We start from the raw sequence: 24,528 nt of genomic DNA on the forward strand, positions 1-24,528 counted from the left end.
GGTGCACTGCGGCGGTGACGCACGGGTGCACTGCGGCGGTGACGCATACGGGACTTCCCACCACGAATCGGAGGCAGCTATGACCACTCTCGACATCGTCGAGGCCTGGAACGGCCCGGGCCGCAAGGACGGCTCGATCACCACGGTGACGCCGAGCGACAATGCCGCGCACCCGTCGCCGAGCAAGTTCGCGTTCGAGCATTGGTACTTCGACGCGCACCTGGACAACGGCTACATCGTGGTCGGGTTCCTGCAGACGCGGGAACTGGTGACCCGCAAGCCCGGTGTCGAACTGCACGTCTACTCGCCGGACGGGACGCGCCGCGAAATCGTCAAGGTCTACCAGCCGTCGGAGGCGTCCGCCTCCACGGAGCAATGCGATGTGAAGGTCGGTGAGAACTACGCGTACGCGGAGTTCCCGGACGGGGGGCTGCCGATCCACCACGTGCACATCGCCGAGGACGACATCGCCTTCGACCTGGTGTTCCGCAACGAGGTGCCGAGCTGGATGCCTGGCCGCGGCCAGACGTCGTACGGGGACGACGCCTTCTTCGCGTGGGCGGTGGGGGCGCCGCGGGCGACGGTGACCGGGACGGTGCGCATCGGCGGCATCACCCTGCAGGCGAACGGGCGCGGGTACGCCGACCACAACTGGGGCGTCGGCGACATGAAGCGGATCATCGACCGCTGGTACTGGGGTCGGCTGTACGTGGACGACCTCACGCTGATCTACGCCACCGTGCTCACCCAACAGAAGTTCGGCGCCCACGAGTCGCGTCCGCTGATGTTGGCCCGTGGCGATCAGGTGGTGCTCAGCACCGGTGAGGTGGAGCTGACCGAGGGACCGCGTGTCTTCGACGGGTCGGCCAATCGTGAGTACCCCAGCTGGATTCGGCTGCAGGTGCCCGATCAGCTGGACCTGCGGCTGACCGTCGACCGGATCGTGCACGGTCACGACTTCCTCGCCGACGTGCCGGTGGTGCGCAGTCGGCTGGTCAAGCCGCTGGTGAACCGGCTGCTCGGGCGGCCCGGGTACTTCCGATTCCACTCCACCTTCGAGCTGTCGGTCGACCTGGGCGGCAACACCGTCGAACGCACCGGGACCACATTGCACGAGATGGTGGCGCTCAAGTGAGGGGGCCGGACCCGTTCGAGTACCTGCGCGGCTTCGGCAACGAGCATCACTCGGAGGCGGTGCCCGGCGCGTTGCCGTGGGGCCAGAACTCGCCACAGCGGGCGCCGCACGGTCTGTACGCGGAGCAGCACTCGGCGACCGCGTTCACCGAGCCGCGGGGCAGTAACCGGCGCAGTTGGACGTACCGGATCCGGCCGTCCGCCCAGCATCCGGCGTTCGCCCGGATCGACAACGGCACCCTGCGGTCGGCACCGGTGACCGGAGGCATCGTCGACCCGAACCGTCTGCGCTGGGACCCGTTGCCGCACCCGGCGGGCAGACAGGACTTCCTGGACAGCCTGTACACGATCGCGGCCAACGGGGATGTGTTGGCGCGCACGGGTATCGGTATCCACCTGTACCTGGCGACCGGGTCGATGGTGGACCGCTACTTCGTGGATGCCGACGGCGAGCTGCTGTTGGTTCCGCAACAGGGCGCGCTGGTGCTGCACACCGAGTACGGCCGGCTGCGCGTGGCGCCAGGGGAGATCGCGGTGATCGGCCGTGCGGTGCGTTTCCGGGTGGAGATCGAGGAGGCGAGCGCGCGTGGCTATGTGTGCGAGAACTACGGCGCCGCTTTCACCCTCCCGGAACTGGGGCCGATCGGCGCCAACGGGCTCGCGCATGCCCGAGACTTCCGCTACCCGGTGGCGGCCTACGAGGATCGCGAGGCGACGGTGCAGGTGGTGCAGAAGTTCGGCGGCCAGCTGTGGGCCGCCGACTACGACCACTCGCCGCTGGACGTGGTGGCCTGGCACGGCACCCACGGCGCCTACAAGTACGACCTGGCCGAGTTCAACGTGATGGGCACCCTCGGCTGGGATCATCCGGACCCGTCGATCTTCACGGTGCTGACCTCGCTCTCGAACACGCCGGGGCAGGCGAACGTCGATTTCGTGGCCTTCCCGCCGCGGTGGGTGGTGGCCGAACACACCTTCCGCCCACCACATTTCCACCGGAACGTGATGACCGAGTTCATGGGCCTGGTCGAGGGCGTACACGACTCGAAGGCCGAGGGCTTCGTGCCGGGCGGGGCCAGCCTGCACAACATGTGGGGTGCGCACGGACCCGACCGCGAGACGTTCGAGCGGGCCAGCGCGGCGGAGCTCGAACCTCAGCGCTTCGACGGTTCGCTGCCGTTCATGTTCGAGACCCGTCTTCCGTTGACCACCACGGCCTTCGCGCACGCCGCGACCCACCGCCAGCCCGATTACGACAGCTCGTGGGCCGGATTGACCCGCAACTTCGCCTCGCCCGTTACCGACGAACCGCAGAGCTAGGAGCCTCGCCATGACAACCGTTACCTCGGTCACCGGAGTCGATTTCGACCTGCCCGAACCGCTGCTACGGATCGGTGGCGCCCGGGTCGGCGCGGAGGGCGGGGCCACCTACGCCTCGGCGAACCCGGCCACCGAGACCCACGTGCTCGACATCGCCGCCGCGCAGCGCGCGGACGTCGACGCCGCGGTGCTCGCCGCCCGCGAGCAGTTCGAGTCGGGGGAGTGGTCGCGGCTCAGCGGCGTCGACCGCGGGCGAATCCTGACCAGGGTCGCCGACCTGATCGAGGCCGATGCGCCGACACTCGCCGCGCTCGAGGCCGTCGAGATGGGCAAGCTCTACCAGGACTCTGTGGTGGGCGACATTCCGGCTGCGGCGGCCGCGTTCCGGCACTTCGCCGGCTGGGCTGACAAGCTCACCGGCCGGACCGCGCTGATGCCGGACTTCGGCCCGCAGCCTCGTTTCGGTTTCACCCTCCGTCAGCCGCTCGGGGTGCTCGGCGCGATCACGCCGTGGAACAACCCGGCGATGATCGCGGCCTGGAAGTTGGCCCCCGCGTTGGCCGCCGGTTGCACCGCCGTCGTCAAGCCGGCTGAGGACGCCTCGCTGTCGACGCTGCGGCTGGCCGAACTCCTGGTCGAGGCGGGTCTGCCGGAGGGCGTGGTGAACGTGGTGCCGGGTCTGGGTCCGGTGGCGGGGGCGGCGCTGGCCGAGCATCCGGGGATCGACAAGGTGTCGTTCACCGGCAGCCTGGCGGTGGGCCGGCAGATCCAGTCCCTGGCGGGCGACAACTTCCGCAAGGTCACCCTCGAACTGGGCGGCAAGGCCCCGCAGATCATCTTCGACGACGCGGACCTCGAGGCGGCGATGCCGTGGATCGCGATGGGGAACTTCTACCACCAGGGCCAGGTGTGCGCGGCGGGTACTCGGGTCATCGCGCACGAGTCCGTGGTCGACTCGGTGGTCGACGGGCTGGTGGCGGCCGCCCGCAGCGCCGTCGTCGGTGACCCGTTCGAGGCGTCGAGCACCATGGGCACCATCGTGAACCGCAAGCAGCTCGACCGGATTCTCGGGTACATCGAGGCGGGCCGGAGCGAGGGCGCGGACCTGATCGTCGGTGGAAATCGGGTGGACCGGCCGGGCTACTTCGTCGAGCCGACGGTCTTCCGCGGCCACAACGACCTCACGATCGCGCGGGAGGAGATCTTCGGTCCGGTGGCCACGGTGATCAGCTTCCGCACCGAGGAGGAGGCCGTCGCGATCGCCAACGACACCAAGTACGGGCTCAACGCGATGCTCTACACCTCGGACCTTTCACGGGCACACCGGGTGATCGCGCGGCTGCGGGTTGGCACGGTGTGGGTGAACGGTTGGGGCGTACCGGATCCGAGCCTGCCGTGGGGTGGGCGCGGGGCCAGCGGCATCGGCCGTGAGCTCGGGCAGGCGGGGGTCGAGGCGTTCACGGAGGAGAAGACCGTTCATCTGGGTCTGTGAACGCGGGCCTGCCTGCCGACACGGCTCGGGGAAGGCGCGCCGGGCCGAGGTCCGGCCGTCGGATTGCTTTCGGGGGCAGGCTCGTCACGGTAGGAGTGAGAACACCACAGGCACGGACGAGGGAGCCGGGTAATGGACGAAGCATCGCCGACGGGCGCGCTGTCGGGATTTCGGGTGCTGGAGCTGGGGTCCTTGATCGCGGGCCCGTATGCCGGTCGGCTGCTGGGCGACATGGGCGCGGACGTCATCAAGATCGAGGCCCCGGACCGGCCCGACCCGCTGCGCACCTGGGGTCAGGCCGAGCAGGACGGCCACCGCTTCTTCTGGACGGTGCACGCCCGGAACAAGCGGTGCATCACCCTCGACCTGCGGGTGCCGCGGGGCCGGGAGGTGTTCCTCGATCTGGTCGAGAGGTCCGACGTGGTGGTCGAGAACTTCCGGCCGGGCACCCTGGAGCGGTGGGGACTGGGTTACGACGTTCTCTCGCAGCGCAATCCGGGGATCGTGTTGGCCCGGGTCTCCGGGTACGGCCAGACCGGTCCGCTCGCCGGCCGCGCCGGGTACGCCTCGGTGGCCGAGGCGGTCAGCGGGCTGCGGCACCTCAACGGATACCCCGACCAGCCGCCGCCGCGGATCGCGCTGTCGCTCGGCGACTCCCTCGCCGGAATGTTCGCGGTGCAGGGGGTGCTGGCGGCACTGCTCGCCCGCACCGCCAGCGGACGCGGCCAGGTGGTGGACGTCGCGCTCAACGAGGCCTGTCTCGCGGTGCAGGAGTCCACCATTCCCGACTACGACCGCGGCGGCATCGTGCGCGGGCCGTCCGGAACTCGGCTCGAGGGCATTGCCCCGTCGAACCTGTACGCCGCCTCCGACGGCAGTTGGGTGGTGATCGCCGCCAACCAGGACACCGTCTTTGCCCGGCTGTGCGCGGTGATGGGGCAGCCGGAACTCGCGGACGACCCGCGTTTCGCCGACCATCGTGCCCGCGGCCGGAACCAGGATGAACTTGACGAGCTGATCGCGAAATGGGTGTCCGGTCAGGACAGTTCGACGCTGGTGGATCGGCTCACCGAGGTGGGAGTGGTGGCCGGACCGGTGAACACCGTCGCCGAGGTCGTCACGGATCCGCAGTTGCTGGCGCGGGAGATGATCGTCGAGCACTACGACGAGCGGTTCGGCGCACCCGTGCGGGGGCCGGGGGTGGTGCCCAAGCTCAGTGCCACCCCGGGGTCGGTGCGGTCCGCCGGTGCGCCGACCCCCGGCGCTCACAACGCGCAGGTGTACGGCGATCTGCTCGGTCGCGATGTCGCCGAGTTGGACCGGCTGCACGCCGACGGGGTGATCTGAGATGGCCGACCTGACGGTGAATTTTCCGGCCTGGGTGCATGTTCGGGAGGTCGGACTGCGGGACGGGTTGCAGATCGAGAAGCCGATCACCACCGCGGCCAAGGAGCGGCTGCTCGACGCCGTGGTCGCGACCGGTGTTCGACGCGTCGAGGCGACCGCCTTCGTCTCGCCGCGCGCGGTGCCGAGCATGGCCGACGCCGAGGAGGTCGCGGCGTTGCTGCCCCGATGGCCGGGCGTGCGATTCTCCGCGCTGGTCGCCAGCCCGGGTGGTGCCCGACGTGCCGTCGCCGCGGGGATCACCGATCTCGAGTACGTGGTGTCCGCGAGCGACGGGCACAGTCGCGCGAACGTGAAGATCGGCACCGACGAGGCGACGGAGAAGATCGCGGAGGTCGCCGCGACGGTGCACGACGTCGGCGGGCGCGTCGAGGTCATCGTCGCCACCGCCTGGGATTGTCCCTTCGACGGGCCGACGCCGACCGAACGGGTGCTCCGAATCGTCGAGCGCGCAGTCGAACTCGGTGCTGACGAGCTCGCGATCGCGGACACCATCGGTACCGCCACCCCAGTGCGGGTGCAGCGGCTGATCGGTGCGGTTCGCGAACGCGTCGGGCCAGTGGAATTGGGCGCGCACTTTCACAACACCCGCGGCGCGGGGCTGGCGTGCGCTGTCGCCGCGGTCGGGGCGGGTGTGGTCCGGCTCGACGCGTCGACCGGCGGACTCGGCGGTTGCCCGTTCGCACCAGGGGCCAGTGGCAACATCGCCACCGAGGAACTGGTGTACCTGTTGCACGACATGGGTGTCGAGACCGGTATCGACCTCGGGCTCGCGATCGACGCGGCGGCCGTCGCGCAGGACGTGGTCGGGCACCGGGTCCCCAGCAACCTGCTTCGTGCGGGCGACCGGAAGCGGAGCGGGTAGGTGACACCGGCGACCGTCGCGCGGGACGCGACCCGGTCACTCGGCGAGTTCTACGCACTGACCCTGGACACGGCGCTGTCATTCTTCCGCTGGCCCTTCCAGTGGCGGGAGTTCGTGACACAGGCCTGGTTCGTGGCGCGAGTGTCGATGATGCCGACGGTGTTGATGGCGTTGCCGTTCACCGTGCTGGTGGTGTTCACCCTGAACTCGCTGCTCGGCGAGGTGGGCGCCGCAGACCTGTCCGGCGCGGGCGCCGGCCTCGGTGCGGTGACCCAGATCGGCCCGTTGGTCACCGTGCTCGTGGTGGCAGGCGCGGGCGCGACCGCGATCACCGCGGACCTGGGGGCGCGCACCATCAGGGAGGAGATCGGCGCCCTCGAGGTGCTCGGCATCGACCCGGTCCACCGCCTGGTCGCGCCCCGGGTGCTGGCGCTGACCGTCGTGGCCGTCCTCCTCAACGGTCTGGTCTGCGCGATCGGCCTGGTCGGGGGGTTCTTCTTCTCGGTGTTCTTCCAGGACGTCACCCCCGGCGCGTTCGTCTCCGGGCTGACCCTCCTGGTCGGACCGACGGAACTGGTGATCTCCGAAATCAAGGCCGGGCTGTTCGGCGTCATCGCCGCGCTGGTCGCCTGCTACCGGGGACTGTCGGTCACGGGTGGCCCGAAGAGTGTCGGCACGGCCGTCAACGAGACGGTGGTGTTCTCCTTCATGGCCCTGTTCGTCGTCAACGTATTGGTCACCGTGGTCGGTATCGCCTGGTCGGGAAAGTGAGGGAGTGCGTGTGACAACCAGATTCGTCGAGACCCGGCGCAACCTACGGCGGACGCTGAACTGGTGGGACGGCCTCGGACGGCGCACCAAGTTCTACCTCGAGGCCGTCGCGCACGTCGGTCGCGCGGTCGGGCGCTACCGCAAGGAGACCCTGCGACTGGTCGCCGAGATCTCGATGGGCACCGGCGCGCTCGCGGTCATCGGAGGCACGGTGGTGATCATGGGCTTCCTGACCCTGTTCGCCGGGGCAACCGTTGCGGTGCAGGGCTTCAGCTCGCTCGGCGACATCGGCATCGAGTCCCTCACCGGGTTCCTCTCGGCGTACGTCAACGTCCGGGTCGTCGCGCCGGTGACGGCCGGAGTGGGCCTGGCCGCGACGATCGGTGCCGGGACCACCGCCCAGCTGGGCGCCATGCGAATCAGCGAGGAGATCGATGCGCTGGAGGTGATGTCGGTGCCGTCGATGCCGTACCTGGTGACCACGCGGGTCGTCGCGGGCATGATCGCGATCGTCCCGCTGTACGCGCTGGCGGTGGCGGCCGCGTTCTTCGCCAGCCGGGTGGCCACGGTGTACATCTTCGGACAGTCGGCCGGTGTGTACGACCACTACTTCCGCACCTTCCTGATCCCGTCGGACGTGCTGTGGTCGTTCGTGCAGGCAATGGCGATGGCGTTGGTGGTCATGCTGATTCACACCTACTACGGCTACAACGCGGCGGGCGGTCCGGCCGGGGTCGGTAGTGCAACCGGGCGGGCGGTGCGGTCCTCTCTGGTCGGGGTGGTCACCGTGACACTGCTGATCTCGCTCGCGCTCTACGGCAGCGCCCGGCAACTGCACCTCGCGGGCTGAGGCGGCTGCCGTGCTCGCCTGGCTCCCACCCCGTGTCGCGGCACTCGGCCTGGTCGCCGCGTTGATCGCCGCGGTGACGGTGGCGCTGGTGTCCTACCGCGGCGGGCTCGCCGGGACCGTGCCGGTGTTCGTCGATTCCGGACGATCCGGGCTGTCCATGCAGTCCGGTGCGGCGGTGAAGATGCACGGTGTCCAGGTCGGCCGGGTCCGCGCGGTCCGGCAGGAGGGCGGCGGCGCGGTCCTCGAACTGAATCTGGACCGTGTTGCCGCGCAGGACATTCCCGCCGATGTCGGTGCGCAGATCAGTTCCAGCACCGTCTTCGGCACCAAGTACGTCACGTTGCTGGATGCAGGGAAGGGGGCGGCGCAGGAAGCGTCGGGCCTCGCCGCGGGCACGGTGATTCCTGCCGATCACGTGTCGGTGGAGTTGAACTCGGTGTTCGAGAACCTGTCGTCCGTACTGAAGGCGGTGGAGCCGGAGAAGCTCAACGCGGTGCTCGGTGCAGTCGCGACTGCACTCGACGGTCGCGGCGCCGCGCTCGGGCAGTCGCTCGAGGACGCCGACCGTGTGCTCTCCTCGGTCAATGCGATACGGCCACAGCTGGAATCGGACATCCGAGGCGCGGCGTCGGCCGCCGGACTCTACGCCGACGTGGCCCCGGACCTGCTGGCGGTGATCGACAACCTCGCCGTCACCGGTGACACCGTCGTCGATCGGCGCGCCGATCTCGACCGGCTGCTGCTCGAGGTCACCGGGCTCGGAACCGTCGGCAGCAGGGTCCTCGGCGCCCGCGCTCCCGAGATCACGACCGTGCTGAACCTGATGCGCCCGACCACCGCGCTGCTGTCGGAGTACGCGCCGGGCCTGACCTGCTTCCTGCAAGGGGCCGACGAGACCCGCAAACTCGCCGAGCCGGTCTCGGGTGGCAACGGCCGCACGATGTTGCTGAAGTCGGCGTTGATACTCGGCGACCCGGCCTACACCTACCAGCAGGACCTGCCCCGCGTGCAGGCGAGCGGCGGGCCACGGTGCGGCGGTCTGCCGAAGCTCTCCATGGACCAGGTCCCGGCGCCGTACCTGGTGGCGGACACGGGATCGAACCCGTACCGCGCCGGGAACACCGGCCCGGTACTCAACCCGACCACGCTGCTCCGGCTCCTCACCGGTGCGCCGTCGGGGGCAGCCCGGTGAGCCGCGGACCCAGCCGCGGCATCGGTCCGACGCTGTGGAAGTTCGGGGCCTTCGTCGTCGTGATGCTGACGGTGCTCGGCTGCCTCTTCGTCGTCTTCGGCCAACTGCGGTTCGGCGAGACCACCAGCTACCGCGCACGCTTCGCCGACGTGTCCGGTTTGGCGACAGGTGATTTCGTGCGGGTGGCAGGTGTCAAGAGTGGACGGGTGACCGCCGTCGACGTGGTGGACAACGACCAGGCGCTGGTGAGCATGGACGTGGACACCGCGTACCCGCTCACCGCCGGAACACGGGCCGTCGTCCGCTACGCGAATCTCACTGGGGGCCGCTACCTCGAATTGGTCGACGGCGCAGGCCCGCTCGACCGCCTCGAACCCGGGTCGACCATCCCGGTCGAGCGCACCGAACCGGCGTTGGACCTCGACCTGCTGATCGGCAGTTTCAAACCGCTGTTGCGGACGATGCAACCCGGTGCGATCGACAACGTGACCGCGGAACTGATCGCGGTGCTGCAGGGGCAGGGCGGCACCGTGGAGTCGATCCTCGCCAGGGCGGCGTCGCTGACCGCGTCGATCGCCGACCGCGACCAGTTGGTCGGCGAGGTGATCACGAATCTGAATGCGGCGGTGGGAACGGTCGCAGGCCAGCGTGCGCAGTTCTCGTCGAGTGTCGACCAGTTGCAGCAGCTGGTGTCGGGGCTGGCCGACCACGGCGCACCCCTGGCGGAGGCGGTCGCCCGAATCGATTCCGCCAGTGGTGCGGTCGCCGACCTGTTGACGGAGAGCCGCGTTCCGCTGCAGGGGACGATTTCGGAGTTGGGCCGCACCGCAAGCCAACTCGACGCCGGGCGCGGCACCATCGACAGTGTCACGAAGCGGCTGCCGCAGACGTACGCCGCGCTCTCCCGCCTCGGCGCCTACGGGAACTTCTTCAACTACTACCTCTGCGCAATGAACCTGGAGCTCAACGGCGCCGACGGGAAGCCCGTCATCGTGCCGCTGACCAACCAGACCACCGGAAGGTGCGCGGCACGATGACCAGACGATTCCGGGACATGAATCCGATGCCGATCGGGGTGGTCGGCACGGTGCTGGTGGCGGCCGTCGTCGCGGCCACCCTCCAGTTCCAGTCGCTGCCGTTCGTCGGGGCGCGCGAGAGCTATCGGGCGGTGTTCACCGAGACCGCCGGACTGACCGAAGGCAGCCGCGTCGAGGTCGCGGGCGTCAAGGTGGGCACGGTGCGATCACTCGACATCGAGGGACCGACCGTGGTGGTGACCTTCGGCCTCGACGACGCCGTCCGGCTCGGCGACCGCAGCACCGCGGACATCGCCACCGAAACGGTGCTGGGGACGAAGGGACTGCGGATCAGGCCTGCCGGCGACGCGCCGCTGCCCGATCGCACCATCGGGGTAGAGCACACCAGTTCGCCGTACCAGCTGACCGACGCGTTGGGCGACCTGACGACGAAGGTCCGCGACATCGACACCGACCAACTCGGCGACTCGCTGCGCTCCGTGGCCGGGGTACTGCGGAACACACCGGACGATCTGCGGGCGGCGCTGGACGGGGTGTCCCGGCTCTCGCGGTCGGTGAGCAGCAGGGACGACGACCTGCGGGCGTTGCTGTCCAACGCGGAGCAGGTCACCGGGCTGTTGGCCGAACGCAGCGGACAGATCAACACGTTGATCCTCGACGGCAACGAGTTGCTCGGCGATCTGGTGGCCCGGCGACAGGCCATCGCCGAACTGTCCGGGCACGTCTCGGCGGTCTCGAAGGCGCTCATCGCGCTGGTCCACGACAACGAGGCCACGCTGACCCCCACCCTGGGCAAGGTCACCTCGGTTCTGTCGGTGCTACAACAGAATTCGGATGCCATCGGGAAAGCGATCGACCAGCTCGGGCCGTACGTCACGCAACTCGGTGAGGCGGTGGCCAGCGGTCCGTTCTTCAACTCCTACATCCAGAACCTGATCCCGGCCGAGATCATGCAGCCGTTCGTCAATGCGGCCCTGGCCTCGAGGGGGCTCCGATGACCAGAAAGCTCGCACTGAAACTGGCGGCAGTGCTCGCGGTCGTCGGGGTGCTGGCCGTTGTGTCCTACACGCTGGTGCCGACATTGGGAAAGATCACCGTCACAGCGGATTTCCGGTCAACGCGGGGGCTGTACGAGGGCGACGAGGTCCGGGTCATGGGCGTCAAGGTCGGGAAGATCCGGTCCATCGAGCCGTCCGGCGACCACAGCGTCGTGCGGTTCACCGTGGACGGCGGCCTGTCCGTGCCCGCGGACGCGAAGGCGGTGATCGTGTCGCAGTCCCTGGTGTCGGCGCGGTTCGTGCAGTTGGCCCCCGCGTACACGGACGGGGCCGCGCTGGCGGACGGCGACCACATTCCGCTCGACCGCACGGCGGTGCCGGTGGAATGGGACGAGATCAAGGACCAGTTGTCCAGGGTGGCACAGTCGCTCGGCCCGGACGGCGGCGAGCAGGGACCGCTGGCAGGAGTACTGAACTCGGCAGCATCGGCGTTGCGCGGCAACGGGAAGACCCTGCACGACACGTTGCGGGACCTGTCCACCGTGATGTCGACACTCTCCGACGGGCGGACCGACCTGTTCGCCACCGTCCGCGGCCTGCAGCAGTTCGTGACCGCCCTGTCGGCGAGCGGGGAGCAGATCGTCGCGTTCAACGGCCGGATGGCGTCGATCGGGTCGGTGCTGGCGGACAACACGACCCGCCTCGACGGCGCACTGTCGGACCTCGACTCCGCGGTCGGGGAGGTCGAACGATTCGTCCGGGAGAACCACGACGGGTTGCGGGACTCGCTCACCGCGTTGTCCGACACGGCGGCGGTGCTGGCGGCCCACCGCGATGGCCTCGAGCAGATCCTGCACGTCTCGCCGACCGCGCTGGCGAACCTGCAGAACATCTATCAACCGGCACAGAACGCGGCTACCTCGGCGATCGCGTTGAGCAACTTCGGAAATCCGGTCAACTTCATCTGTGCGGCGATCGCGGGCAGTGCCCAGGTGGGTGCCGAGGAGGGAGCGCGCATGTGTGTCGACGATCTGGGGCCGTTGCTGAAGCTGCTGACCGTCGACTACCCGCCGGTCGCGGTGAACCCGGTACACGGCGTCGGTGCGCTGCCGAACCAACTGGTGTACAGCGAACCCGGCCTGGTTCCGCCTGCCGTGCCGCCCGCTCCGCCCGCTCCGCCCGCGCCGCCGGCTCCACCGGCGCTGACGCCGCCCGGACTCGGGTTGCCGGGACTGCTACTGCCGGGCGGGCACTGATGCGGCCGCGACTCGGACTGTCGGTGCTGACCGTGGTGGTGGTCGGCACCGCGGTCAGCGGCTGCCAGTGGGAGGGGCTCAACTCGGTCGCGCTGCCGGGCACGGCAGGGCGTGGCCCGGGCGCCTACACCGTCGAGATCGAGATGCCCGATGCCGCGACGCTGGAGGGCAATTCGCGGGTCCGGGTCGACGACGTGACCGTCGGTCGGGTCGTCAGTGTGGAGCGGTCGGGAGGGCACGCACTCGTGCTGGTGTCACTCGACGGGGACGTGCACCTGCCTGCGAATGCGGTCGCCAAGATCGGGCAGACCAGCCTGCTCGGTTCCCCGCACGTCGAACTGTCCGCGCCGGTGACCGAGTCGCCGACCGGCGCGCTGTCGGACGGGGACGTCATACCGCTCGCCCGCGCCGGTGCCTTCCCGACGACGGAGCAGACGCTGGCATCGCTCTCGCTCGTCCTCAACGGTGGCGGGCTGGCACAGGTCAACGACATCACCCGCGAACTCGGCGCCGCACTGTCCGGACGCGAGTCGTCGGTTCGCGACCTGCTCGGCCAGCTCGACACCGCACTCGCCGGCCTCGACGGGCAGAAGGATCAGATCGTCGCGGCCATGGACGGGCTCAGCCGGCTCTCGGGCGAGGTGGCGGCGCACCGGGACGAGCTGCGCACCAGCATCGATCGAATCGAGCCGGCGCTCCGACAGTTGAACGGGCAACGCGAGGATCTGAGCCGGGCCCTGATCGCGCTCGGGAACTTCGGGGACGTCGCCACGCGGCTGGTGCGGGACGCCGGCGCCGACTTCACCGCGAACCTGCACGACCTCGAGCCCGTCCTGAAGTCGCTGGCCGACTCGGGTTCGGCGCTGACCGAGTCGATGCGGTACCTCCTCACCTTCCCGTTTCCGATCGACACCTACCAGGGCGCCGTGCGCGGTGACTACGCGAACGGCGAGATCACGATCGACATGACGCTCTCCACCCTCGACAAGGGGCTGCTGATCGGCACGCCGGCCGCGGGCACCCTGACGCGCCTGGAATCGATGCTCGGGCTGACGCCCCGCGGCGGCGCACCGACCACGCCGGTCGCGGTCCCGCAGTCGCTGACCGGACTGCTCGGCGGCGGTGCGCGATGACCCGGCAGGTGCGCAGGCAACTGGCGATCTTCGCGGTGCTGACGGTCGTCGGGCTGGTGGTCACGGGATTCGGATACGCGCGGATCCCCGCGATGTTCGGCGTCGGCCGCTATCAGGTGGACGTGGAGCTGGCCGACGGTGCGGGGCTGTACGTCAACGCGAACGTCGCCTACCGCGGCGCCACCATCGGTACCGTCACGGCGCTGCGGATGACGGCGAGTGGGGCCCGAGCGACGTTGTCGCTCGACAGTTCGGTCGACGTGCCCGAGGACTCGACGGTCTCGGTGCAGAGCCAGTCCGCGATCGGCGAGCAGTTCGTCGAGTTCGAGCCGCGGGCGAATGCGGCGCCGTACCTGCGCGAGGGGGAGGTGATCCCGGTGGGCCGGACCCGGATTCCCGCGCCGATCGGCCCGATCGTCGACCGTCTCGACGCCACCCTGGCCGGTGTCGCCGGCGACGATCTGCGCACGGTGATCGACGAGTCGTACACCGCGCTCGACGGCGCGGCGCCGGATCTCCGACGGCTGGTCGACTCGTCTGCGGCGGTCCTCGGCGCCGCGCGGACGAACCTCGGGCCGCTGACCACACTGATCGACCAGGCCGCACCGCTGCTCGACACCCAGCGGGTCGCGGCGGGGTCGATCGGGTCGTGGACCCGCGACCTGGCCGGCTTCACCGATCAGGTGCGGCGCAGCGACGAGCGGATACGGAACCTGTTGCGGGACGGGCCGTCGGCGAGCGCGACCGGATCGACACTGCTCACCGACCTGGATCCGGCGCTGGCGGCACTGCTGCCGAGCGCCACCACCGTGGCCGACGTCGCCGCGGTCTACCACATGTCGCTCGAACAGATCCTGGTGTTGTACCCGCAGATCATGGTCATCACCCAGTCCGCGGGACTGCCGAACGCCGACCGCCCCGCCCAGAACACCTATTTCAATCTCGAGCTCAACGATCCGCCACCCTGCACCACCGGATTCCTGCCGGCGGACCAGCGGCGTTCACCCACCGCGCTCGACGTCCCGGTGACTCCGGCCAACTTGTATTGCAAGCTGGCACAGAACAATCCGTCTGCCGTGCGGGGGGCTCGCAACCTGCCGTGCATCGAGAACCCGGGGCGTCGTGCGCCCACCGTGCAGCTGTGTCGAGACCCAGAGGGGTACCGACCCGAGGGAAACTGACGCCACCGACACCACATCTGGAGGACACCCGAATGAACACGGAGCGCGCGGCGACGCCGTCGATCCTTCCCACCCACGTCCGCACGCTCGTGGTCGGTGCGGGGTTCGCCGGACTGGCGATCGCCGCGCGACTGTTGCGCGCGGACAGGTCAGCCGACGTCCTCGTCATCGAGCGGGCGGCTGACGTCGGGGGGACCTGGCGGGACAACACGTATCCCGGATGTGCATGCGATGTTCCCACCTCGCTCTACTCCTTCTCGTTCGCGCCGAGCCCGGACTGGAGTCACACCTTCGCCCGGCAGCCGGAGATCCACGCCTACCTGCGGAAGACGGCGGCCGAGAACGGCATTCGGGACCGTCTCGTCACCGGATGCGAACTGGTGTCGGCGGACTGGGACGAGGCGACCGCCCGATGGCGGGTACGGACCTCGTTGGGGGAGTTGACCGCGCAGGTACTGGTCGCCGCGACCGGCGCGTTGTCCACGCCCCGGCTACCGGACGTGCCCGGTATCGGGGACTTCGGCGGCACGATGTTCCACTCGGCGACCTGGGACCACGACTGCGACCTGCGCGGCAAGCGGGTCGCGGTGGTCGGAACCGGGGCCTCCGCGGTGCAGTTCGTACCCGAGATCGTCGACGCCGCCGAGCGAGTGACCGTGTTCCAACGCACCCCCGCCTGGGTGATTCCGCGTCCGGACCGCACCCTCACCCGGGTGGAGAAGTGGCTGTATCGTCGGATTCCACTGACCCAGAAGGCGGTTCGCGCATCCGTGTACGCGTACCGCGAAACGTACGTGGTCGGGATGACCAAGGCACCGCAGGTGCTCAAGGCGTCCGAACTGATGGCGCGGGCGCATCTGCGCCGCCAGGTGCCCGGCCGCGACCTGCGCCGGAAGCTGACGCCCGGGTACCGCATCACCTGCAAGCGAGTACTGCTGTCCAACGACTGGCTGCGCACCCTCGCGCGCCCGGATGTCGAGGTGGTGGACTCCGGTCTGACACGCGTGACCGAACGGGGAGTGGTCGACGGGTCCGGGGCCGAGCGGGTGGTCGACGTGATCATCTTCGCGACCGGGTTCAGTCCCACTGAGCCGCCTGTGGCGAGCCAACTTCGGGGACGCGACGGCCGGACACTCGCCGCCCACTGGTCCGGCAGCCCCGCCGCGTACCTGGGCACCACCATCGCCGGATTTCCCAACCTGTTCATGATGTACGGGCCGAACACCAACCTCGGCCACAGCTCGATCGTGTACATGCTCGAGTCGCAGGCCGCCTACATCGACGGGGCGCTCGCCCACCTCGCGTCGGGGGACGCCGTGGGACTGGAGGTGCGCCCGGAGGTCCAGGCGCGGTACAACACATCGATCTCCGGACTGCTTCGGCGCACCGTGTGGAACACCGGAGGTTGCGCCAGTTGGTATCTCGACAGCAACGGCCGCAACTCGGTCATGTGGCCAACGTTCACGTTCCGGTTCCGAGCCCGCACCAAGCGATTCGACGCGGAGAACTACCAGTCGGTCGGCATCGGGGCTGCCGACGACGCGGCAGAGGCCGCGTGGTCGTAGCCCGTCGACGCGGGCTTGCGAGTGGCGACGGTGTGGACGGCGCAACGTCAGAGGTCGAAGCCCCTGCCCGGAACCGGAATCCGGACCCGGTCACGCAGGCCTGCCGCGTCGAAGGCCTCGGCGAGGCGGTCGGCGCCCTCGGTGAAGTGGGCCCACCCGTCGGTGTGGACGGGAATCACCACCGCACCGTCGAGGATCCGAGCGACCTCGACGGCGTCGGCCGACGACAGTGTCACCGGAGTGTCGAAACGCCCGACGTCGGCGGCGCCCGCGAACAGCACCGCCACGTCGATCGGGCCGAGCCGGTCGCCGATCTCCCGGGTCAGCTCGACCGACGCGTTGTCGCCGGAGACGTAGACGGTGAGAATCCCGTTGCCGCTCACCACAAATCCGGTGACGGTCCCGCTGAACGGCTCGCAGCCGGCCGGTCCGTGCAGGGCGGGCACGGCGGTCACGTCCACGGTCCTTCCGTCCGATCCGGTGACCGTGGTGCGCTGCCACGGGTCGAGCCCGACGACGCCGGGGAGTCGGCCCGCGGCCTCGGGCGTGGACAGGACGGTCTCGACGCGGGCGAGCAGGCGCCGTCCAGCGTCGTCGAGGTTGTCGGCGTGCTGGTCGTGCGAGAGCAGCACCAGGTCGATGTGACCGAGTGCGTCCGGGGTCAGGGCGGCGGGCGCCAGCTTGGTGAGGGTGACCGGACCCGGGTAGCTGCCGGGTTCGTCGAAGGTCGGGTCGGTGAGGATGCTCAGTCCGCCGATCTCGAGGTGGAGTGTGGGCCCGCCGACCAGGACGGCCCGAACCCCATGGCCGGCAGGGGAATTGGCGTTCTCCGGATGCTGCGTCGTCGATGTCATGTACCCAGCATCGGGCGCGGCGAAGGAAACGACCAGTGGCCCGAAGGACACTTTCCGTTAGGATCGGGCCATGGACAGATCCGTTGCGGTGATCGCGTTCCCCGGCATCAGCCCGTTCCACCTGTCGGTGCCGTCGTTGGTCTTCGGACAAGGTGAGCCGGGCGGGCGTGCGCGCTACCGGGTGACGATCTGCGCCGAGGAACCGGGCACGCTGCCCAGCAGCGGCGGATACGACATCGCGGTGGCGCATTCTCTCGACGCCGCCGCCGAGGCCGGCACCGTGGTGATGCCGAGCTGGGTACCCGACCGCGCGCCGTCCCGACCGCTGCTCGACGCGATCCGGGCCGCACACGAGCGCGGGGCCCGCATCGTCGGGCTGTGCCTGGGTGCCTTCCCGATCGTCGAGTCCGGCATCCTCGACGGCCGCGAGGCCGCGACGCACTGGCACGCGGCGGGGGAGTTGGCGCGGCGGTACCCGCGGGTGCGGGTCCGCTCCGACGTGTTGTGGTCCGATCTCGGCGACGTCGTGACGTCGGCCGGCACCGCGGCGGCGCTCGACTGCTGCCTGCACCTGGTCCGCTCGGATCTCGGCGCTGCCGCGGCCACCGAGTTGGCCCGCCGGCTGGTGCTGGCCCCGCACCGGAGTGGGTCGCAGGCGCAGTTCATCCCCCTGCCGGTTCGCGAGCGTGACGGCGAGGATGTCATCGAGCGGGCGATGGCGTGGGCGCGGTTGAACCTGTCCGAGCCGGTCGACCTCGACCACTGGTCGCGGGAGGTGCTGACGACTCGGCGCACCTTCACCCGACAGTTCCGAGAGCGGACGGGGGTCAGCCCGCAGCAGTGGCTGATCGGTCAGCGGCTGGACCGCGCCCGGGTACTGCTCGAAACCACCGATCTCAGTGTGGATTCGGTGGCCGGCGAATCCGGTTTCGGATCGCCGGCCTCGCTGCGACTGCACTTCGGTCGGGTGCTGGGCACCAGCCCGTCGGCACATCGTGAACTGTTTGCGACTCGCTGACGCGTTCGCCGGGCGAACGGCGCGGCAAGGGTGGAAGCTGTTCGTGAGGACCTCACCCAGCTTTTCTTGACTAATTCCAGAAAAGGTGTTGCAGTGGTAAGCGTGACCGAGTTCCAGCCCCCGACGGGTGCCGCGGCGCCCGTCCGGTCACGCCGCCGTCGGACGCAGGTCCGACCGAGGTCCGATGCCAAACGAGTGCCGACGCCGGCAGGCGCGGCGAGTAGGGAAGGGATCCACACGCATGAGCTCTGACCCGCAGAACACCGATGCCAAGCTGACCACCGCGGTCGGTGCGCCGGTGCCCGACAACCAGAATGTCGCCACCGCAGGCCCCCGCGGGCCGCAGCTGCTGCAGGACGTCTGGTTCCTCGAGAAGCTCGCACACTTCGACCGCGAGGTGATCCCCGAGCGACGCATGCACGCCAAGGGATCCGGCGCCTACGGCACCTTCACCGTCACGAACGACATCACCGAGTACACGTCCGCGAAGATCTTCTCCGAGGTCGGCAAGAAGACCGAGCTGTTCGCCCGCTTCTCCACCGTCGCCGGCGAGCGTGGCGCCGCCGACGCCGAGCGGGACATCCGCGGCTTCGCGGTGAAGTTCTACACCGAGGAAGGCAACTGGGACCTGGTCGGCAACAACACGCCGGTCTTCTTCTTCCGGGATCCGCTCAAGTTCCCCGACCTCAACCACGCCGTCAAGCGGGACCCGCGCACCAACATGCGCAGCGCCAACAACAACTGGGACTTCTGGTCCTCGCTGCCCGAGGCCCTGCACCAGGTGACGATCGTGATGAGCGACCGCGGCCTCCCCGCCTCGTACCGGCACATGCACGGGTTCGGTTCGCACACCTTCAGTTTCATCAACGCCGCTGGCGAGCGGTTCTGGGTCAAGTTCCACCACCGTGTGCAGCAGGGCATCGAGAACCTGACCGACGCCGAGGCCGCCGAGTTGGTCGGCAGCGACCGCGAGAGCCACCAGCGCGATCTCTACGACGCGATCGAGCGCGGCGAGTTCCCGAAGTGGAAGCTGTGCGTGCAGATCATGCCGGAGGCCGATGCCCAGAAGGTGCCGTACCACCCGTTCGACCTGACCAAGGTGTGGCCGAAGGGCGACTACCCGCTGATCGAGGTCGGCGAATGGGAGCTCAACCGCAACCCCGACAACTACTTCGCCGAGGTCGAGCAGGCCGCTTTCAACCCCGCGCACGTGGTGCCCGGCATCAGCTTCTCGCCGGACCGGATGCTCCAGGGCCGATTGTTCTCCTACGGTGACGCACAGCGGTACCGGTTGGGCGTCAACAATTTCCAGATCCCGGTCAACGCGCCGAGGTGCCCGGTGAGCAACTTCCACCGGGACGGCGCGATGCGCGTGGACGGTAACCACGGCAGCTCGCTGCACTACGAGCCGAACTCGTACGGCAAGTGGCAGGAGCAGCCGCAGTACCGCAACCCGGCGCAGGCGGTCGGGGCGGTGGCCGATCACTTCGACTACCGCGCGGACGACGACGACTACTACTCGCAGCCGCGCGTGCTCTTCAACAACATGAGCGCGGACCAGAAGCAGGCACTGTTCGAGAACACCGCGCGCAACATCCACGGTGTCGACGAGCAGATCATCAAACGGCACATCGAGAACTGCACCAAGTGCGACCAGGCCTACGGTGAGGGCGTCGCGAAGGCACTCGCCGCCCTCGACGGCTGAGGTAGCAGCGGGAAGAGTCGCCCGCGCGATGCGTGGGCGGCTCTTCGGCTCGGTGTGACGCTGCCCGGAATCGGGGGCGTTTTCTTGACTTGTTCCAGAATGGGCGCATACTTGGATCATGCGAGACGTCGGTGAGTCCCCGGAGGCCCGCGCGCAGTTGCGTGCGGCCGGGCTTCGGGTCACTGCTCCGCGTGTCGCCGTACTGGATGCCGTTGCCGCTCACCCGCATTCGGATGCAGACCGGGTCGCCGCCGAAGTACGCACCGAACTCGGTTCGGTGTCCACGCAGGCCGTCTACGACGTGCTCAAGGCCTGCGTGAGCGCCGGCCTTCTGCGGCGGATCGAACCTGCGGGCTCTCCGGCCCGGTACGAGACCAGGACCGGGGACAACCACCACCACCTGGTGTGTCGTGAATGCGGCACCGTCGTCGACGTCGACTGCGTCGTCGGCGAGGCCCCCTGCCTCCAGCCCTCCGACGCGCACGGCTTCACCGTCGACGAGGCCGAGGTCCTGTTCTGGGGACTCTGCCCGCAGTGCCGGGCAACCCAGGGCACGCGCCCGCCGCTCGCCGACCACCGGTGAGTCCGCGTCACCAGTTGGACCACCAGTAGACCGCGCACGCCAGCAGGAACAGAACGACGGTGTCCATGACTGCCTCCCCGTAGTTGTGTCTAACGCCATCATCCTCCTGCCGCGCCTCCGGCGCCCGTGCGCGCCGTGTACCCCAACTGGGGTACGCAGCGCGCACAGGCGCCGAAGGTGCCTATTCCATGAACCGGGCGAGGAACTCGATCAGCAGCCGCTCGGCGACCGGCTCGGGCAGCGCCTCGATCAGGGCGAGCAGTTCGGCCATCGGACCGTCGAGCCCACCGCCGGGTTCGAGCCCGACCATCCCGAGCACAGCGGCGCAGTTCTCGCTGGTGAGGTCCTCGGGTCGGATCTGCCGCGCGGCTGCGACGAAGTCCGCGGGCGCCTGCGCGCCTGGTACGCCGCGCACGGTGTCGGCGGCGGTGACCAGCGCGTCGCCGAGTTCACCGACCACCGACTCGGTGACCGGGGTGACGGTCAGGTGGGTGGTCCGCGGCAGCTCGGTGCCGTCGGACTGTCGCCGGCCCGGCTGCGGCTGCAGCACCCAGCCCAGGTCCTTCGCCGCGTCCGCCCAGCGGTGCGGGTCCACCCGGCACTGCTCGGGGACGTCCGGATCGGTGGCCACCGCGAGCAACGGACCGACCGGGTCGCCGACCACCCGCAGACCCTCCGTCGCGTCGACCACCTTGCGGAGCTGCTGCGCCGCGCGGGCGATCTGCCCGGTCAGCTCCTCGAACCCGCTGCGGCCCAACGCCTGCGAGACGGCCCAGCCCGCGGCGATCGGCATCACGGTCCGTGAGCCGAGGATGGTCGGGTTGACCACCGCGTAGCCGGGCCAGGCGCTGGTCGCGAACCACTGCCGCCGGTGCCGATCGCGGCCGCGGTACAACAGCACCGACACCCCCTTCGGGGCGTAGCCGTACTTGTGCAGGTCCACCGACAGGCTCGCCACACCCGGCACCCGGAGGTCCCAGTCGGGTCGCTCGGCGGCACCCGGCCACCACGGCAGCACCCAGGCGCCGATGCAACCGTCCACGTGTACCGGAACACCCTGCGCCGCACACACTTCCGCGATCTCGGAAACCGGGTCGAGTGCGCCGTGCGGGTACGAGGGCGTGGACGCGACGACCAGAGCGACAGTCTCGTCGAGTGCGGCGGCGACGTCCTCCGGCCGGAGCCGGCAGGTGTCGGGGTCGACCGGCAGCACCCGCAGATGCAGGTCCAGGTAGTGCGCGGCCTTGATGAATGCGGCGTGCGCGGTGGACCCGATCACCAGCGTGGGTCGGTCCTCACGTCCCGTCGCGGCCCGCCAACTGTCGCGCGCGGACTTGACGGCCAACAGGCAACTCTCGGTGCCGCCGCTGGTCACGGAGCCGACGACGCCGTCCACTCCGTCGGCGAGGACGGAACGGGCCAGGCCGACCAGGTCCCGCTCGAGCGCGGCCACCGAGGGAAAGGTGGTCGGGTCGAGACCGTTGAGCGGCTGTGCCTTTCGGGCGGCGGCGCTGGCCAGATCGTCCAGTTCGGCGACGCCGGGGTCGTACACGTAGGAGAGAAGGTGTCCACCGGCGGTCGGCGCGTCGGCCGCCCGCAACTCGTCCAACTGGGCGAGGATGTCGGCGGGAGTGCGTTCGAAATCCATTCTAGCGTCCTCTGTTTCGTTCTTCGGCTGCCAGTCGGTACCGGCGAAGCGTCAGGATGCTCACGGCGACCAGCACCGCCGGGGCGGCGGTGAACGCCAGCACGATCCCGGTCAGGGCGGCGCTCGACTGCTCGGCGACCTCGTCGCCGCTCGACGAGACGAAGCCGGTGACGGCCAGGATCAGCAGGACCAGGGCCGGCCCGAGGGCCATGCCGATCGTCTCGGCGGCGGTCCATACGCCGCTGAACGCACCCGCGCGGACCGCCCCGTCGCCGCGTTCCTCGTGGTCGGTGATCACGTCGGGAAGCATCGACATCGGGAGCATCTGCATTCCGGCGTAACCGATTCCGGCCACCGCGACGGCGCCGTACACCCAGGGCCCGTGGTTGGCGAGCAGGCCGAGCAGTGCGATGTCGGCGGCGAGGAACAGCCCGGACGCCAATAGGAACGCCCGCTGCTTGCCCCACGCCCGCACCAGCCGGATCCACAGCGGCATCACCGCGACCGCGGGGCCGACAAGAGCCGCGAACAGGATCGACACCGTACCCTCGGAGTCGAGGACGTAGGTGGCGACGTACTGCGCAGCGCCGAGCATGGCCCCGACCCCGAGTGCCTGCAACGCGAACGTGGTCAGCAGGATCCGGAACGGTTCGCTCGAGCGCGCGGCCGCAAGCGCGTCGGAGAAACCGTGCGTGGCAGACGAATCCGCGGTGGCGATGGCCCGTCCGCGGGGCGCGATCGACCAAGCGGCCAGCATGCCGAGGCCGAGCAACAGGCCGGCGACCACCCCCATCGTCAGGTAGCCGGGTCTGCCACCCCCGCCGAGGTCGCGCAGGGCCGGTCCGCCCGCACCGAACAGCAGGATCGCGATTCCGAGCAGGGCGACCCGCCACGACATCAGGCGGGATCGCTCGTGGTAGTCCTGGGTGAGCTCGGCGGGCAAGGCGATGTAGGGGACCTGGAACAGGCTGAACGCGATCGCGGACAGGATGAAAGCCGCACCGACCCACAGACATCCGGCCGTCGCTGACAGGCCCGCCGGCACCGCGAACGTCAACGCGAAGAACACCGGCAGGGTCAGCGCGCCCAGCAGCAGGAACCGCCTGCGGGTACCCGTGCGGGCAGCGTCGGCGTCACTGCGGGACCCGATCATCGGGTTGACGAGGACGTCGAGGGCCTTCGGTGCGAAGACCACGATGCTAGCCACCGCAGCCGGTACGGCCAGGGTGTCGGTGAGGTAGTACGCGAGTACCAGTCCGGGGAGGGTGGCGAACCCGCCGGTGCCGACCGAGCCGAGCGAGTATCCGGCCACGGTCGATCTGCTCAGTCGCGGGGGAGCCATTGTCATCCGGCCAACATAGGACATCGAGAGCATCTCCGGCAGGGTTGTGTGCGAAGGAAATTCGCGGGCCGATTCACGTGAAACCGTAGGACGACGAACGCCCCCCACCAGGATCGGTGAGGGGCGTTCGTCAGGCGGGAATTACGAGCCGAAAAGGTTGGAGAGCGATCCGCCACCGGGGCCGGTGGTGGCCGCGGAAACCGTCACGGTCGAGGCCGCGGACGTCGACTCCTTGAAGCCGGTGGAGCCGGTGTAGACCGCGGTGATCTGGCGGGCGCCGGTCTGACCGAACGCGTGCGGCAGGGCGGCCTGGCCGTTGACCACGTTCACGGCCTCACCGATGGGGGTGGTGCCGTCCATGAAGCGGACGGTGCCGGTGGTGACCGGGTCGCCGCTCTGGGTCTTGACGGTCGCGGTCAGGTTCACCGGGTCACCCTTGGTGGCCGTTGCCGGCGCGTTCAGGGTGGTCACCGTGTTGACCTCGACCGGAGTCGGATCCTTGACCGTGACGGTCTTCGCCGCGCCGGTCGAGGCGTTGAAACCGTCCGCGCCGGTGTAGACCGCGGAGATCGAGTGGGTGCCCGCACTGGTGAAGTTCTGAACCAGCTTGGCGCCACCGTTGTTGTCGAGCGCGATCGCGCCGCCGATGTTGGTCGTGCCGTCCTTGAACTGGACGGTGCCGCCGACAGCGGGAGCGTTGTCCGGGCCGGTCACGAGCGCCCAGAGATCAACGGCCTCACCGGTGGTCGCCTCGCCCGGCACGTTCAGGGTGGTGGTGGTGTCCACGATGACCGGGTCGGTGGTGACCTGGACGTTGGCCGCGGCCGAGGTGGACGGCTTGTTGCCGGCGTCGCCGCTGTAGACGGCGGTGATGGCGTGGGCGCCGTTGGTGCTGAAGGTGTAGTTCAGGGTGGCGGTGCCGTTGTTGACCGGTGCCGCGGCGCCGATGTTGTTGGTGCCGTCCTTGAACTGGACGGTGCCGGTGGCGCCGGCGGGGGCGACGGTGGCGGTGAGGTCGACGGCGGTGCCGGTCTTGGCGGTGGCCGGGACGTTGAGGGTGGTGGTGGTGTCCACGATGACCGGGTCGGTGGTGACCTGGACGTTGGCCGCGGCCGAGGTGGACGGCTTGTTGCCGGCGTCGCCGCTGTAGACGGCGGTGATGGCGTGGGCGCCGTTGCGG

At 69.5% G+C, this 24,528-nt stretch carries 21 protein-coding genes; 17 read left to right on the forward strand and 4 right to left on the reverse strand.

All coding sequences use genetic code 11. The features are described 5' to 3' along the window. The first annotated feature begins 79 nt into the window (after positions 1-79). The 14 genes from FK531_RS02420 (at position 80) to FK531_RS02485 (ending at position 16,198) form a co-directional block, all read left to right on the forward strand. The gene (locus FK531_RS02420; RefSeq protein ID WP_142095020.1) at positions 80-1,135 is read left to right on the forward strand and encodes a lipocalin-like domain-containing protein; all 1,056 of its coding nucleotides are present in this window, start codon (positions 80-82) and stop codon (positions 1,133-1,135) included. Then, positions 1,132-2,454, forward strand: a complete 1,323-nt coding sequence (hmgA, locus tag FK531_RS02425; RefSeq protein WP_142095021.1) for a homogentisate 1,2-dioxygenase — start codon at positions 1,132-1,134, stop codon at positions 2,452-2,454. The genes FK531_RS02420 and hmgA overlap by 4 nt, the downstream gene beginning before the upstream one ends. Positions 2,455-2,464: 10 nt before the next feature. After that, positions 2,465-3,946 (forward strand): aldehyde dehydrogenase family protein, encoded by a 1,482-nt coding sequence (locus tag FK531_RS02430; RefSeq protein ID WP_142095022.1) that lies wholly within the window; start codon positions 2,465-2,467, stop codon positions 3,944-3,946. Between the two features lie 132 nt (positions 3,947-4,078). After that, positions 4,079-5,293: a CaiB/BaiF CoA transferase family protein gene (locus FK531_RS02435; protein ID WP_142095023.1), complete on the forward strand. Its 1,215-nt coding sequence runs from the start codon at positions 4,079-4,081 to the stop codon at positions 5,291-5,293. A 1-nt stretch (position 5,294) separates the two neighbouring features. After that, on the forward strand, positions 5,295-6,215 hold the full coding sequence (locus FK531_RS02440; protein ID WP_142095024.1) for a hydroxymethylglutaryl-CoA lyase: 921 nt from the start codon (positions 5,295-5,297) through the stop codon (positions 6,213-6,215). Positions 6,216-6,272: 57 nt separating this feature from the next. After that, the gene (locus FK531_RS02445) at positions 6,273-6,986 is read left to right on the forward strand and encodes an MlaE family ABC transporter permease (RefSeq protein WP_435531010.1); all 714 of its coding nucleotides are present in this window, start codon (positions 6,273-6,275) and stop codon (positions 6,984-6,986) included. Positions 6,987-6,996: 10 nt separating this feature from the next. Further along, on the forward strand, positions 6,997-7,836 hold the full coding sequence (locus FK531_RS02450) for an MlaE family ABC transporter permease (RefSeq protein ID WP_142095026.1): 840 nt from the start codon (positions 6,997-6,999) through the stop codon (positions 7,834-7,836). A 10-nt stretch (positions 7,837-7,846) separates the two neighbouring features. Further along, complete coding sequence (locus tag FK531_RS02455; protein WP_142095027.1) at positions 7,847-9,028, forward strand: MCE family protein; 1,182 nt, start codon at positions 7,847-7,849, stop codon at positions 9,026-9,028. Further along, the gene (locus FK531_RS02460; protein WP_246097775.1) at positions 9,025-10,065 is read left to right on the forward strand and encodes an MCE family protein; all 1,041 of its coding nucleotides are present in this window, start codon (positions 9,025-9,027) and stop codon (positions 10,063-10,065) included. Before FK531_RS02455 ends, FK531_RS02460 begins: the two co-directional genes overlap by 4 nt. Further along, the gene (locus FK531_RS02465) at positions 10,062-11,063 is read left to right on the forward strand and encodes an MCE family protein (RefSeq protein WP_246097777.1); all 1,002 of its coding nucleotides are present in this window, start codon (positions 10,062-10,064) and stop codon (positions 11,061-11,063) included. Before FK531_RS02460 ends, FK531_RS02465 begins: the two co-directional genes overlap by 4 nt. Beyond that, a complete protein-coding gene (locus tag FK531_RS02470) occupies positions 11,060-12,319 on the forward strand; it encodes an MCE family protein (RefSeq protein WP_142095029.1) in 1,260 nt (419 codons plus the stop codon). Before FK531_RS02465 ends, FK531_RS02470 begins: the two co-directional genes overlap by 4 nt. Continuing rightward, positions 12,319-13,452 carry an MCE family protein gene (locus FK531_RS02475; protein WP_142095030.1) on the forward strand — a complete coding sequence of 378 codons (1,134 nt, stop codon included), beginning with the start codon at positions 12,319-12,321 and terminating at the stop codon, positions 13,450-13,452. Before FK531_RS02470 ends, FK531_RS02475 begins: the two co-directional genes overlap by 1 nt. Next, complete coding sequence (locus FK531_RS02480) at positions 13,449-14,633, forward strand: MCE family protein (RefSeq protein ID WP_142095031.1); 1,185 nt, start codon at positions 13,449-13,451, stop codon at positions 14,631-14,633. The genes FK531_RS02475 and FK531_RS02480 overlap by 4 nt, the downstream gene beginning before the upstream one ends. Before the next feature lie 32 nt (positions 14,634-14,665). Then, positions 14,666-16,198, forward strand: a complete 1,533-nt coding sequence (locus FK531_RS02485; protein ID WP_142095032.1) for a flavin-containing monooxygenase — start codon at positions 14,666-14,668, stop codon at positions 16,196-16,198. A gap of 47 nt (positions 16,199-16,245) precedes the next feature. Here the strand turns inward: FK531_RS02485 and FK531_RS02490 are convergent, their stop codons facing one another. Further along, complete coding sequence (locus FK531_RS02490) at positions 16,246-17,052, reverse strand: MBL fold metallo-hydrolase (protein ID WP_142095033.1); 807 nt, start codon at positions 17,050-17,052, stop codon at positions 16,246-16,248. A 70-nt stretch (positions 17,053-17,122) separates the two neighbouring features. Here FK531_RS02490 and FK531_RS02495 point away from each other — a divergent pair, with 70 nt between their 5' ends. The 3 genes from FK531_RS02495 (at position 17,123) to FK531_RS02505 (ending at position 20,358) form a co-directional block, all read left to right on the forward strand. After that, positions 17,123-18,070 (forward strand): GlxA family transcriptional regulator, encoded by a 948-nt coding sequence (locus tag FK531_RS02495; protein WP_142095034.1) that lies wholly within the window; start codon positions 17,123-17,125, stop codon positions 18,068-18,070. A 241-nt stretch (positions 18,071-18,311) separates the two neighbouring features. After that, complete coding sequence (locus tag FK531_RS02500) at positions 18,312-19,775, forward strand: catalase (protein WP_142095035.1); 1,464 nt, start codon at positions 18,312-18,314, stop codon at positions 19,773-19,775. A gap of 118 nt (positions 19,776-19,893) precedes the next feature. Further along, positions 19,894-20,358 carry a Fur family transcriptional regulator gene (locus FK531_RS02505; RefSeq protein WP_142095036.1) on the forward strand — a complete coding sequence of 155 codons (465 nt, stop codon included), beginning with the start codon at positions 19,894-19,896 and terminating at the stop codon, positions 20,356-20,358. A gap of 181 nt (positions 20,359-20,539) precedes the next feature. Here the strand turns inward: FK531_RS02505 and FK531_RS02510 are convergent, their stop codons facing one another. The 3 genes from FK531_RS02510 to FK531_RS22195 form a co-directional block, all read right to left on the reverse strand. Continuing rightward, entirely contained in the window at positions 20,540-22,006 is a 1,467-nt protein-coding gene (locus FK531_RS02510) for a pyridoxal phosphate-dependent decarboxylase family protein (protein WP_142095037.1), read from the reverse strand. A 1-nt stretch (position 22,007) separates the two neighbouring features. Further along, complete coding sequence (locus tag FK531_RS02515) at positions 22,008-23,354, reverse strand: MFS transporter (RefSeq protein WP_142095038.1); 1,347 nt, start codon at positions 23,352-23,354, stop codon at positions 22,008-22,010. A gap of 135 nt (positions 23,355-23,489) precedes the next feature. Next, positions 23,490-24,528, reverse strand: a 1,039-nt coding sequence (locus FK531_RS22195) for an Ig-like domain-containing protein (RefSeq protein ID WP_181762785.1), incomplete at its 5' end; no start/stop codon positions are given.

Source organism: Rhodococcus spelaei (genome assembly GCF_006704125.1).
GTDB classification, from domain to species: Bacteria; Actinomycetota; Actinomycetes; order Mycobacteriales; family Mycobacteriaceae; genus Rhodococcus_G; species Rhodococcus_G spelaei.